The organism is Arcticibacter tournemirensis (assembly GCF_006716645.1).
Taxonomy (GTDB): Bacteria; Bacteroidota; Bacteroidia; order Sphingobacteriales; family Sphingobacteriaceae; genus Arcticibacter; species Arcticibacter tournemirensis.
In genome coordinates this window covers 3,525,378-3,538,493 of the sequence record NZ_VFPL01000001.1, presented here as the reverse complement: position 1 = coordinate 3,538,493, position 13,116 = coordinate 3,525,378, and the positions used below count along the sequence as shown (strand labels likewise).

Sequence of the window (13,116 nt, the reverse complement as noted above, 5' to 3'; positions counted from 1 at the left end):
TATGTAAAAAGCCTTTATTCTAACTTATGTAACGAGCCATTTTTTTCTTATTATTACAACTAGGTACTTACAACATATTACTTACAACTTTATAACGTACTACTTACAACTTATTACTTACTACTTACAACTTAACAGGGGCAGAAACATTTTATGAGTGAAAACACGTCGTTCAAGCCATCATTACGTCTGATGGATGCCACTATGCTGGTGGCCGGGAGCATGATAGGTTCAGGGATTTTTATAGTAAGCGCCGATATCAGCAGGAATGTAGGTAGTGCAGGCTGGCTCATTGTCGTATGGCTTATAACTGGTTTTATGACCCTTACCGCTGCTTTAAGTTATGGCGAACTTAGTGCTATGTTTCCCAAGGCCGGAGGACAGTATATTTATCTGAAAGAGGCGTATAATTCCCTTGTCAGCTTTATGTATGGCTGGAGTTTTTTTACGGTGATTCAAACCGCGACTATTGCAGCGGTGGGGGTCGCCTTTGCGAAATTTACCGCTTATATATTTCCGGTTTTCAGTGAGAACAGCGTTGCTGCAGACCTCGGGTTTTTGAAGATATCGCCCGCACAACTCCTTTCTATACTGGTTATTACGCTTCTTACCTACATTAATACACGAGGAATTAATAGTGGTAAAGTAATTCAGACAGTATTTACGATGACCAAAATCCTCAGTTTACTTGGTCTTATTGTATTTGGCCTTTTTGCACTGAAAGGAGACGTCTGGAGAGCTAACTGGACGAATATGTGGGATATTCATAAACTCAATCCCGATGGAAGCATTGCCGGATATACCAGTGTCGCTGTTTTTGGTGCAATTGCAGCTTCGATGGTAGGCTCTATTTTTAGTAGCGACTCGTGGAATAATGTTACTTTCATCGCCGGTGAAATAAAGAATCCTAAAAGAAATATCGGCCTTAGTCTGGCCCTGGGTACCTTGATTGTTACTGTCATTTATATCGCTACCAATATCGTTTATACCGGAGTACTGTCTATGCAGGAGATAGCTGCTGCAGATCGCGACAGGGTGGCAGTTTCTGCTTCCCATGTGATTTTCGGACAGGCAGGAACAATTATTATAGCGCTGATGATTATGGTCTCAACCTTTGGCTGTAATAATGGCATTATTATGTCGGGAGCAAGGGTATATTATTCGATGGCGCGCGACGGCTTGTTTATTAAGAAGGTTGGCACCTTAAATAAGAATTCTGTGCCGGAGACTGCCCTTTGGTTACAATGTGTCGTTGCGTCTTTGTGGTGCCTCAGTGGCAAATACGGCGATTTGCTTGACATGATCTCCTTTGTGGTTGTCGTCTTCTACATGGCGACCATTATCGGCATCTTTATTCTGCGAAAGAAAAGACCGGATGCCGAAAGACCATATAAAGCTTTCGGTTATCCGGTGTTACCTATTCTTTATATCGTCATGGGAATTGCATTCTGTGGTTTGTTAATCATTTACAAACCAAATTATACCTGGCCCGGACTGATTATTACGCTATCCGGGATTCCGGTTTATTATTTTGTGCTTTGGCTGGAAAGATCGGATGACAGTCGGTAAATGCCACAGAGATCCCAGATAATTTGGGAATACAACGGATCAGTGTTAGCTGCGGATTCGGTCCGGTATGGCCGCGCATCATCTACGGTTCATCCAGGCTTCACGGAGGCCATTTCTTCAACAAAAAGTCGTCCGTGAAGCCTGGATGATGCCTGCCAAAAGCGTAGCAAAAGCGTTTATGTAGCGCAGCAATACCGGAGACAACCCGTTGCCATACCGCAAAAATATCCAGTAAGGACAACAGATTGACAGCCAAAATTTGCTAAACTACATACATGGATTGATTGCGATGTTAAAATAGGGCTTAAAATTATTAAAATATACGAATGATAAATTGACTCATTCTGGTAAGTTTGAAGTCGCGATTGCCCGGAATATACCGGTTATCGTAGTAATAAATTTAACCATATCCGAAATGAGTTTACGGACAGGAATGTTCATTATAGCAGGGCTGCTTACTGGAATCAGTTCCCAGGCACAGTGGAGTAAGCCCAAGGGGTTCACTCATGCAGATACATTAAGAGGTAGTATTACATCAGAACGTGCCTGGTGGGACGTTCAGCACTACGCTATCGCAGTGAAGCCCGACTATCTGGCAAAAACTACCAGAGGCGAGAATATAATCACCTATAAGGTTACCCGGGCTCAACACCCAAAAACTCTTCAGCTCGACTTGCAGCAACCATTAAACATCGACAGTATCCGGCTTGACAGCAGGGAATGGCTTAAATTTGAGAGGGAGGGGAACGTCTGGCATGTGAAATTAACTCAATCACAGGAAATAAATTCAACACATCGTCTACGGGTATATTTTTCCGGTAAGCCGCAGGAAAGCGTCAGGCCGCCCTGGAGCGGCGGGTGGACCTTTGCCCGCGATTCACTCAACAGGCCCTGGATGACGGTAACCTGTCAGGGTTTAGGAGCGTCTATATGGTATCCATGCAAGGATCATCAATCGGATGAACCCGATAAGGGGGCATCGCTGACTATGACCGTACCGGATACTTTGGTTGCAGTAGCAAATGGAAGGCTTGAGTCGCAAACAAAGAATGCCGACGGAACAGCTACCTATAAGTGGACGGTGGTTAATCCAATTAACAACTATAACATTATTCCCTATATCGGTAAATATGTCCATTTTGATGGATCATATGCCGGAGAAAAAGGGAAACTTGACCTGAATTACTGGGTGCTCGACTATAACCTTGCTAAAGCAAAGGCTTATATGCCCGGTGAGGTAGAGCGAATGTTTAAGGCATTTGAGCATTGGTTCGGACCGTATCCGTTTTATGAAGACGGCTATAAGCTCGTAGATGTACCTCATACAGGCATGGAACATCAGAGTGCTGTCGCTTATGGGAACTGGTATAAACCCGGGTACCGGCAACGCGACGCATCGGGTACTGGCCTCGGACTTAAGTGGGATTTTATAATCGTGCATGAAAGCGGGCATGAATGGTTTGGTAATAACATTACAAGCAAGGATCTAGCCGACATGTGGATCCACGAAAGTTTTACTAATTACTCGGAAACCCTCTATGTTGATTATCATTTCGGAAAGGACGCCGGGAACGCTTATAATACAGGGATCAGGACAGGCATAAAGAATGATACGCCCATTATTCCGGCTTATAACGTGAATGCCCAGGGCAGTGGCGACATGTATCCAAAAGGCGGGAATATGCTTCAAACCATCAGGCACAGTATTGATAACGACGAACTTTTCAGAAGCATTCTACGGGGACTGAATACAACTTTTTACCATCAAACTGTAACTGCTGATCAAATTGTCAGGTTTGTTTCCGGGAAAGCGGGATTTGACTACCAGCAAGTTTTTAAACAGTATCTTACCACTACTCAGGTGCCTTCTTTAGTTTTGAACTTCAACAAGGACCGTTCACAGGTAACTTATCGCTGGACGAACTGCATCCGCGGTTTTAACCTGCCTTTAGTACTAAAAGAAGGCGACAAGAAATTAAAGATTTATCCAACAACGCAGCCGAAAACCCTGAAATTGAGTAAAAGTAATGTTGCTTTATTGGATAAGGGGGAGATAGTGAAGATGTATTACGTTGCTGTTGAAGGGAAATGAACCCCTTAGAGTATTGAACCTAAAGAAGTTTAATGTTATCTAAATAAACGAAATGCTTCTTGTTCAGGGTAAATAATGGTAGATCATAATATAAAGCCGTTGCTGCAATGAGCATATCTGGTATTCCCGGTTTATGGCTTAAATTGTACTTTCGAAAGAGTTCTAAAAAGAGCTCACTTATTTCCGCTGTAATGGGGAGGTGGGTGTACTTGTCAAGCTGTTTGGCAATAACAGCGAAGTCGTTCTTGTTCTTTGCTCCAGCCAAAAACTCGGCGACGGTTATACTGCTAATGTAGAACACATCAGTATGGAACTCAAGAACGCGTTCTCTTATTTGATGATTACCTCTATAAAGCTCGATAAGTATGTTTGTGTCAAAAATTACCATGCAGAGGGCCAGGATTTGGAGCGTACTTGTTCCGTTGAAGGAAAGTCGGGGTCCTTTCCAAAAGCTTCCAGTAAATCAGTGACGGAAGCTGTTTTCCCTTTCGGAGGAACTGGTGCTATTTTTTTTTGGGTATCATCTTTTTGTACTACAGTAATACCCAGTTTCTTAGCTAATGCCATTACTTTAGCCATCTTGATGCTATTATCGGTTTTTAAAATCAATTCCATAGCAGTCGCTTTTGAACAAAAATACAAAATATTCCTTTTAGAATGCTAATCGCTCCAAATGTTGGCGATGATTCTTATAGAAAATTATAGTTAATCTTCGTTCATAATCTGATAATTTACGAATAACACCACTAAAGAATAACTTCTATTTTTACGACACGATATAATTCTATTCAGCATGATTCGCCCCATATATTTTTTGTTATTCCTATGTATTATCGCTTTAGTGTTCTCAAACGCATATTCTCAGCAGAATAATCAGGTAACTCCTTATTACCCAGACCATAAGGAAGTCTGCGAATCCTATAAACGGGCAGAAAAGCTTGATACCGTATTAAAGAAAGCCGTCTTTAAATCGTATGTTATACCTCACTGGCAGACCGGCAGGAATATTTTCTGGTATCAGAACAGGTTAAAGGACAATAACAGTGAATACATATTGGTAGACGTTGCAAAGGGTATTAAAGGCAAAGCTTTTGATCATAATAAGCTCGCAGAGGCTTTAACAAAGGCGACCGGAAAGGGGCATAATGGAAATCTGTTGCAGATTAATGAACTGGATTTTAGCGATGATGGGAAAAGCCTCAAAATCAAAGAAGGTGAACAATGGTATGAGTGCGATCTGAATACCTGGACTTGCAAAAAAATCGGAAATCCTGATTTTGTCCGTTACGAGCCGACCCGCCCCTTGCAGAGGCGCAGATCGCGTTGGATGGGGCCGCGAAGAGATTCAATTTCGCCCGACAAGCAGTGGGAGGCATATATAAAAGATGGTAATTTGTTTGCCAAGTCATTAAAAGGCCAGGAGGTAATACAGTTCACCAAAGACGGTACTGCCGCAAAACCGTACGGCGAGTTCTCATGGAGTCCCGACAGTAAGACCCTCATAGCCTATCGCATCGATCCGAAAGAAGAAAAAGAAGTCCATTTTGTTCTTTCGTCCGAACCAGGGACTACCCGTGGTGTTCTTAAATCGCAGAAGTACGCGCAGCCAGGCGATGAGTTTACCACCTACGAAATGTATGCCTTCAGCATGCACGACCGGAAAGGGTTAAAGATTGATGCTGAGAAGATCGATTTCTTCGGGGCTCCAGAGCTTCACTGGCGAAAAGGGAACAACCGCTATTTTACTTATGAAAAGGTTGACCGTGGGCATCAGCATTTCAGGGTAATTGAGGTGGATGCTCAAACGGGAGATACCAAAAATATCATTGACGAGAAAACGAACACGTTTATTTATGAGCAGAGGATCTACACCCGTTACCTTCCTGAAACCCATGAGATAGTTTGGATTACGGAAAAAGATGGATGGAGGCACATCTACCTGGTTGATGAGTTAACGGGAAAGGAAATGAAACAAATCACCAAAGGGAACTGGGTGGTGAGGGATATCGACAGTGTCGACACAAAGAAAAGGGAAATCTGGTTTCGGGCCAGTGGTATGAATGCAGGGGAAGATCCGTACTTTATTCACTACTACCGGATCGGCTTCGACGGTAACAACCTTGTAAGCCTGACTCCAGAGAGGAGTAACCACTCCGTTACTTTTTCTCCCGACAGGTCTTACTATCTGGACACCTATTCGCAAGTGAATATACCGCCGGTGACTCTGCTTAAAAGAACGTCCGATGGAAAGAAGATTATGGAGGTAGAACGTGCTGACGTTTCTGCTCTTCTTGCGAGTGGGGTAAAGCTGCCCGAGGTTTTTGTAGCAAAGGGCCGCGACGGTAAAACTGATATCTGGGGGGTAATTTGCCGTCCCAGCAATATGGATCCCACGAGAAGTTATCCTGTTATTGAGAATATTTACGCTGGTCCCCAGGATTCTTTTGTGCCAAAAAGCTTTTTGCCGGCCAGTGAGATGCAGAGCATGGCCGAGTTAGGCTTCATCGTTGTTCAGATAGACGGAATGGGCACCGCCAACCGTTCTAAAGCCTTTCATGATGTTTGCTGGCATAATCTTGCCGATGCGGGCCTCCCCGACAGGATCCTGTGGATGCAGGCTATGGCAAAAAAATACCCCCAGGCGGACATAAGCAGGGTGGGAGTCTATGGAACATCGGCCGGCGGACAGAATTCAACGGGAGCTCTGTTGTTCCATCCTGAGTTTTATAAAGCAGCTGTTTCTGCCTGCAGATGTCACGATAACCGGGTTGATAAGCAATGGTGGAATGAGCAGTGGATGGGATTTCCGGTAGGAAAGCACTATGAAGAGCAGTCGAATGTCACCAATGCTGCGAAGCTGCAGGGCGATCTGCTCCTGATCGTGGGAGAGTCAGACATGAACGTGCCTCCTGAATCTACCTATAGAGTGGTAGATGCCCTGATCAAATCGAATAAGGACTTTGATCTCCTGACAATTCCCGGCATGGGCCACAGCGATGGCGGCCCCTACGGGAGAAGGAAAAAGAGAGATTTCTTTGTAAAACACCTGCTGAAAGCAGAACCACCATCAAGGAACAGGTAAAAAACATTAACTATGCAAAGAAAAGCTTTTGTCTATTCCAATCGTAACCTGCTTTGGGTTCTGATTCTCCTTATATCGGGACTTCGTTCATTCGGCCAGTCACCCTGGGAGAGAATTAAGCAAATGCCCTCTACACTGGGACTGGAAAGCGGGTTAATAGAGGCGAATACGCCATCATTTAGATTAAAACTTGTGAGGGCTTCCCAAACGGTAGCCTCCCTGCAGCCCGCTGCCAACAACGAACCGGATTTTACACCGGGGGAGAGGCTTGAGCAGCGCAGCAAGGATGGTTTATATCACCTGGGTGACCTAAACCTGCGACTAAGGTTTGAAGGAGAAAAAGACTGGAAAAGCTTTTCTACCGCGGAGAAAAGAGTGCCTGTCAGAAGTATATCCGGCGGGGCTGGTATACTGGCCGCCTGCGACCTTGCGCCAACTCTTGGAGCTGATATTCCCTTAGCCGTGAAACGGTATTGGGAAACACAACAGAGGCGACTTGTGCTGCGGTTTGAACTGAAGAATAACAGCAATAAACCAGTAGAAATAGGCAGCCTGGGTATTCCAATGATATTTAACAATATTCTTGAAGGAAAATCGCTGGAAGAGGCACATGCTTCGAACGTTTTTTTTGATCCATACATTGGGCTCAATGCAGGTTATCTGCAGGTCGTCAGGCTTAGCGGTAAAGGAAAGGTGTTACTTGTTCTTCCGTATAAAAACACTGCGTTTGAAGCCTATAATCCGCTTTTAAAGGACCCAACGCCGCGGGGGATCGCTTTCGAAGGTTTTCATGAATGGATGGTTCATAGCAAGGCATTCGCTGAAAATGAATGGAAGGGGGTAAGTCAATGGAATACTCCAACCTCACGTGTTTTAAAGCCTGGAGAAACTGTAGATTATGGTGTGCAGTTTGCCCTGGCAGATTCGGTGAAATCAATCGAGAACGAACTTAATACCCAGGGCCGGCCGGTAGCTGTGGGGATCCCGGGATACGTGGTGCCCGAAGATATCGAAGCAAAGCTTTTTATTAATTACAGAAGTAAGATCAGGTCTGTTGCTATAGAACCGGAGGGCGCCTTGTCGCTGAAGGAGCTGCCCCGGGCAGGTAAAGGCTGGAAGTCCTTTATAGTAAGAGGCAAGATGAGAGGTAGGGCACGTTTAACTCTGATCTATGAAGATGGGTTAAAGCAGAGTATTCATTATAAAGTGATTAAGCCGGAAGAACAGGTTGTAGCCGATTTTGGAAGATTTTCTACACATGAGCAATGGTTTGAAGATCCGGGGGACCCCTTCCGTCGCAGCCCTTCTGTGATTAGCTATGACTATGAAAAGAAAGCTCAGGTGCGGGAAGACAGCCGGGCCTGGATTGCGGGATTAAGTGATGAAGGAGGAGCGGGAGGATGGCTGGGCGCCATCATGAAAGAACTGGTGGCCCCTGAGAAAAATGAGGTGGATAAGCTGGAAAGCTTTGCCAATAATACGCTGTGGGGCGGCATACAGTATAATGAAGGGGAGAATAAATACGGGGTGCGAAAGAGCATGTTTTACTACGAGCCGGATAAGATGCCTCCGGGGACATACAATAAAGACGTTAACTATAAAACCTGGTCGGCGTGGAATCAGAAGGAGGCAGAGTCCGTTGGCCGCTCCTATAATTATCCGCACGTAGCTGCCGCATGGTGGGTACTGTACCGTCTTGCACGCAATTATAAGGGATTGGTAACGAAGCAGTCATGGAACTGGTATCTTGAAAATGCGCTGCAAACGTCGCTTGGAATGGTGAAGTTGGCGCCTCATTATGCTCAGTACGGGCAGATGGAGGGCACCATTTTCCTGCTTATACTGGCTGACCTGAAAGCAGAAGGCTTCATTGATAAGGCTGCAGAACTGGAAGCTGCAATGAAGAAGCGGGCCGATCTTTGGAAGTCACTGGAGTATCCCTTTGGGAGCGAAATGCCCTGGGATTCAACGGGACAGGAAGAAGTTTACATGTGGTCGGACTATTTTGGTTATACGCAGAAAGCAGAGGTTACTTTGAATGCAGTCCTGGCTTATATGCCAACAGTGCCACATTGGGGATACAACGGCAGCGCCCGCAGATACTGGGATTTCCTGTACGGTGGTAAACTACAGCGGGTAGAGCGTCAGCTGCATCATTATGGCTCGGGGCTGAATGCGATTCCTGTTTTAGCCGCATTTCGCAAAACGCCGGATGATCTGTATCTGTTAAGAGTAGGGCAGGGCGGTCTTCTTGGCGCTATATCCAATATTACGGAGGACGGATTTGGTCCGGCTGCTTTTCATTCTTATCCTTCAACACTGTCAATTGATGGTTTGTCGGGAGATTACGGGTCGAACTTCTTTGGTTACGCAGTGAACAGTGGAACCTATATTACGTACCACAAAGAGTTTGGCTGGCTGAGCTTTGGCGGTAACCTAAAGAAAGAGCGAACGTGGGTTCATGTCATACCTAAAACAGCATCAAGATCAAGAGTCTTTATCGCACCCCTGGGTGTATGGCTCACACTTGATGCCGGGCGGTTCCAGTCGGTGTCATTTGAACCGGAGACAGGTAAACTGAAGGTCGAACTTGAGGCTGCCGGTAATAATACGCCTTTTGCTTATTTGCGCATCGAATCCGGAAAGAAAAAATATCAGCCAGCAGGAGCATTACCCACCGAAAGGGGTACTTATAAAGTTATGCTTGGAGAAAGTGCAGTCACAATTGATTGCATATTAAGATAAATAAGAGCTCCCTGAGTTTATATTATCGGCCGAAGAGACGAAATAAGAGGTTGTCTCAAAAAGGTTTTTCATCAGTAAAATAATGAGATCTCTTCAATGAAATGAAGTTTATAGGTGTGAGGTGTTTATTATAAGTGGTTTAATTTAGGGTGTTTGGTGAAAAAAAAGAGGCTGAACTCACTTCCTGAGATAGCCTCTTTTTTTGTGGGATATAGTCTTTATCTTCTCAGCCTGGTCACAGCTGGCAATCGAATCGTTACGATGTAAGTTCCTTCCATCAGGAGCCGGAATCCAAATACTGGATTTACATTATTGTTAAGCAGGCCATCAATGATAGCGAATTCCTTAGGGATCCGGTAGTAAATGAGATAGCCCCAGTCAGTCACACCATCATTATAGTTAGTCAACGGAAAGGGCGCTACCTCATAATCGCAGACCAGTGCTGTGTCTGTTACAACGACAGGATTGAATTTTACGTGACTTTCGAATGTCGGTCTGTCCCCCCGCTTTATAACCTCTCCGGCAGCAGGATTAAACGGAACTCCGTTTTTATCGACTATTTTGAGTATTACCCGCGCGCCATCGTTACCTATTTTAGAACATGTTACCTGTGGAGCCGCGATGCTCGTAAAGACTTCTGACGTGCTCGACCCCGTAGCCGCCTGATAAGTCACCTGGAACATATCATTGACAGTGGGTTCGACTATACTGATCTCTCCCATGTTTTTAAATAGTTTAGTACCGTGGGGATTGGTCATTTCGATGTCGAATACATAATTGCCAAGCGGTAGATTTGCCGATGCCCGGTTAAATACAAACTGGCCACTGGATTCATTGAAAATCATGGGCGTTGTACTTACAGTATGCCGTTTTGCATTAAGCAATTCTACAGTCGTATCCGTTTGCGCGTTGAATACCATACCTTCCTTAAACATTAATACGTCGTAGTTGGCGTAAAAAGCTGCCGGAGCTGGCTCTCCGGTAGTTTTGTCTCTTAAGTTTGACAACTTATAGGTATACGGCGGCGTTGAGCCATCTGCTTCAATGCGATCAGATGCTACATAAGCCATTCCCCGTTGTACGAAAATAATCCCGTTTACGTATCGGATATTATCACTTATAAAGCCGGGCTCAATCTTTGAGCAGGCATAGAAAGCACAGGCGAGCATAGCCAATGCAATATAAAATCTTTTTCTTCTCATATTAAACTAGTTCTACGACATCAATTAATTACTGCCTATGCGCTCATTATTGAACATCAGTCTGTGATTATCCGCCAGTACGTGAATAATGCCCGTCGTTGTAATAATCCCAGATGTCTGGCAGTCATATGACTGGTCCGCCAAACCGGAAGGGATAACGGTACCTTGCGGCTCATCGCTGTCGAGAGTGCCGATCACCTTCGTAAAGTTTACATAATCAACAAAATCAAGGTAGCTACTGTAGTCATTTGTCCTCCTTAACTTTATCATGAAACGGTTATTGGGAATATTGCCGAATTTACTTGTATAGTAACGACCTGCTGTTACCATCTGGTCGCGGTTAATGGCTCCCCCAAACATATATATTTTCAGTGAATCCAGCTCCGCTACAGAGATGTTGGATATGCCGAAGCTGATGTTTTCGTCGCCGGTCTCTATGATTTTTTTCTGCTTTTTTGCGGCTACATAATTCACCACGCTGTAATTCGTGCTGGCGAAAAATGTGATATCGCTGTTCACGAGATCTTTCATTCCTGCCCGGTCAATTATTGCAACCAGCGAATCAAACTTTGGATTGGAGGCTAGGAAGTCGTATGTACTCATGTTCACATGGGCATCGGCTGTCCCTCCGTCATTAATATAATCATCGCTTTCACAAGAACTCAAATGCAGCACTAATGACGCTAACAGGATTAAAATGAATGAACCTGTGTTTGTTATCTTTTTCATTACGTTGTTCGTTTAAGAGATCTGCATTACGACTATATTTTGCCCACCCAGTAGCTTGTTTGGCCAAGGTTGGGATTGTTTTTGAATAGAGCTGGTGCGATCGGCCAGTAAAAACCCTCTTGTTTGAATCTGGATTCAGAGAGCCACGTTATAAATCTGGGATATTGGCGCGTACGGATCAGATCATAATACAAATGACCTTCCAGGTACATTTCTTTCCCCCTTTCCAAAGCGTATTGATACATTACTTCATCTTTGCTCAGGTTCGGTTTTACCAGTTGCTGACCGCCGTTCCTGATCCTGAATCCGTTGATAATATTCGTAGCTTTTGAAATGTCTCCCCTGTATAATGCAATTTCTGCTTCCAGCAGGAGCATGTCGCTATACCTGAAGATGATGATATTGTTGCTTATGTAAGCGCTGTTATTATTTCTATAGTTAACATTGTGGTATTTAACGCAAGTGGGCTGAGGAATAGACAAGTCGGTAAAATTCTTACGGTTTCTTATGTCTGTTGAATCCTTGAGCATCGAAGCTGTTACTGTTACTTCCTGTTCTACACCGTTTGGATAAATGTAAACCGTTTCGCCAGCGGCTGCAGGATGTTCTATCCATTGCCATTCAAGGGCCTGGGTGTTCCATACCCAGCCATAGCCGAGAAACTCCTTAGAAAAATGTGTGCTGAGATACTCCGGTTTGACAAAAAAGCGTGAATATGTGGCGCTGTTGAATCTGATATCGGCCTGCCGCAGGAAGAATGACGCAATATGGGTGCTTGAGCCTTCAAGATACACCTCGCTGGCTGCTATCTCAAATATACCCTCACTCGATTTTCCTATAAAGGTATTATAGTAGGCGGCCGTATCTACCTGCCTGTATCCCCCCATCGCCTTCAGCTTTGTAATCGTGGTATCTGCGCTGTTAACATCACTCATTATAGGTTCAGAGGTAGCGACATTGCTTGTAGTAGCTCTCCAAAGGTATAAATGAGCCAGCAGGGCATATACAGAACCTTTGTTTGCGGTAACTTTTGCTTCCAACGAATTGGAATAAGTCCACGATAGTAGTTTTTCCGCCTGATGGCAATCACTTTCTATTTGCATCATTATCTCTTTTTTAGGCGTTTTGCCCAAAAAATTGGCTGCTATCGGGTCTTCATCTGTCGAGGTGACCAACGGTACATCTCCCCATATTCGTGTAAGGAAGAAGTAGGAGAGTGCACGAATGAAATAGGCTTGTCCAAGGGCCTTGTTTTTAAAAGATACCGGATCGTCAACCTTCGTGAACTTCGAGACGTCCATGTTCGTTACCCTTTCCAGAAGTAAATTACTCATGGCTATAACCTTGTAGTATTTGGTCCAGTCGCCGTACGACTCAATATTATATTGCCCTGTGAAATCTCCGGTCTGGACCGCTTCCAAACCATCACCATCGTATTGAATGGTGAAATAATTGGCAGGAACCCCGTCGCCATAAACAAAATACCGGGGTACGTTTTTCCAGTTTCCACTGGTAATGGCGTCTCTCAGCAGAGCATAATTTCCGGCTACCGCACTGTTAATATCATCTGACGATTGCCAGAACTGGCCAACATAGGTCGAATTTTTAGGTTCTTCTTCCAGTACTTTTGTACACGAACCGCTGAAAAGAGCCGCTAAGGCCAATAGTATTAAAGCTGAAATGTCTTTCTTTTTCAT

General features: G+C 44.5%; 9 protein-coding genes. 4 read left to right on the top strand and 5 right to left on the bottom strand.

Translation table 11 applies throughout. From position 1 onward, the window contains the following. Nucleotides 1-153: 153 nt before the first annotated feature. On the top strand, nt 154-1,569 hold the full coding sequence (locus tag BDE36_RS14880) for an APC family permease (RefSeq protein WP_141815504.1): 1,416 nt from the start codon (nt 154-156) through the stop codon (nt 1,567-1,569). A 415-nt stretch (nt 1,570-1,984) separates the two neighbouring features. Then, nucleotides 1,985-3,661 (top strand): M1 family metallopeptidase, encoded by a 1,677-nt coding sequence (locus tag BDE36_RS14875; protein ID WP_128767611.1) that lies wholly within the window; start codon nt 1,985-1,987, stop codon nt 3,659-3,661. 19 nt (nt 3,662-3,680) lie between these two features. Here BDE36_RS14875 and BDE36_RS14870 read toward each other — a convergent pair whose 3' ends face one another. Both BDE36_RS14870 and BDE36_RS14865 read right to left on the bottom strand, forming a co-directional pair. After that, nucleotides 3,681-4,049 (bottom strand): type II toxin-antitoxin system VapC family toxin, encoded by a 369-nt coding sequence (locus BDE36_RS14870; protein WP_141815503.1) that lies wholly within the window; start codon nt 4,047-4,049, stop codon nt 3,681-3,683. Then, complete coding sequence (locus BDE36_RS14865) at nt 4,043-4,276, bottom strand: hypothetical protein (protein WP_141815502.1); 234 nt, start codon at nt 4,274-4,276, stop codon at nt 4,043-4,045. The genes BDE36_RS14870 and BDE36_RS14865 overlap by 7 nt, the downstream gene beginning before the upstream one ends. A 178-nt stretch (nt 4,277-4,454) precedes the next feature. On the opposite strand from BDE36_RS14865, the gene BDE36_RS14860 reads away from it, so the two are divergent. Both BDE36_RS14860 and BDE36_RS14855 read left to right on the top strand, forming a co-directional pair. Further along, a complete protein-coding gene (locus BDE36_RS14860) occupies nt 4,455-6,743 on the top strand; it encodes a S9 family peptidase (RefSeq protein ID WP_141815501.1) in 2,289 nt (762 codons plus the stop codon). A 12-nt stretch (nt 6,744-6,755) separates the two neighbouring features. Further along, nucleotides 6,756-9,488, top strand: coding sequence for a DUF5695 domain-containing protein (locus BDE36_RS14855; protein WP_141815500.1), 2,733 nt, complete (start codon nt 6,756-6,758; stop codon nt 9,486-9,488). A 218-nt stretch (nt 9,489-9,706) separates the two neighbouring features. On the opposite strand, the gene BDE36_RS14850 is transcribed toward BDE36_RS14855, so the two are convergent. From BDE36_RS14850 to BDE36_RS14840, 3 genes are read right to left on the bottom strand one after another with little or no spacing between them, the layout of a single operon-like run. Beyond that, complete coding sequence (locus BDE36_RS14850; RefSeq protein WP_141815499.1) at nt 9,707-10,690, bottom strand: DUF5007 domain-containing protein; 984 nt, start codon at nt 10,688-10,690, stop codon at nt 9,707-9,709. Nucleotides 10,691-10,714: 24 nt separating this feature from the next. Further along, the gene (locus BDE36_RS14845; RefSeq protein WP_141815498.1) at nt 10,715-11,419 is read right to left on the bottom strand and encodes a hypothetical protein; all 705 of its coding nucleotides are present in this window, start codon (nt 11,417-11,419) and stop codon (nt 10,715-10,717) included. A gap of 32 nt (nt 11,420-11,451) precedes the next feature. After that, entirely contained in the window at nt 11,452-13,116 is a 1,665-nt protein-coding gene (locus BDE36_RS14840; protein ID WP_141815497.1) for a RagB/SusD family nutrient uptake outer membrane protein, read from the bottom strand.

Coding starts and splice junctions, on each gene's coding strand:
- BDE36_RS14845 (WP_141815498.1), bottom strand. CDS start 11,419: ATGAAAAAGATAACAAACACAGGTTCATTCATTTTAATCCTGTTAGCG.
- BDE36_RS14840 (WP_141815497.1), bottom strand. CDS start 13,116: ATGAAAAAGAAAGACATTTCAGCTTTAATACTATTGGCCTTAGCGGCT.
- BDE36_RS14860 (WP_141815501.1), top strand. CDS start 4,455: ATGATTCGCCCCATATATTTTTTGTTATTCCTATGTATTATCGCTTTA.
- BDE36_RS14875 (WP_128767611.1), top strand. CDS start 1,985: ATGAGTTTACGGACAGGAATGTTCATTATAGCAGGGCTGCTTACTGGA.
- BDE36_RS14865 (WP_141815502.1), bottom strand. CDS start 4,276: ATGGAATTGATTTTAAAAACCGATAATAGCATCAAGATGGCTAAAGTA.
- BDE36_RS14850 (WP_141815499.1), bottom strand. CDS start 10,690: ATGAGAAGAAAAAGATTTTATATTGCATTGGCTATGCTCGCCTGTGCT.
- BDE36_RS14880 (WP_141815504.1), top strand. CDS start 154: ATGAGTGAAAACACGTCGTTCAAGCCATCATTACGTCTGATGGATGCC.
- BDE36_RS14855 (WP_141815500.1), top strand. CDS start 6,756: ATGCAAAGAAAAGCTTTTGTCTATTCCAATCGTAACCTGCTTTGGGTT.
- BDE36_RS14870 (WP_141815503.1), bottom strand. CDS start 4,049: ATGGTAATTTTTGACACAAACATACTTATCGAGCTTTATAGAGGTAAT.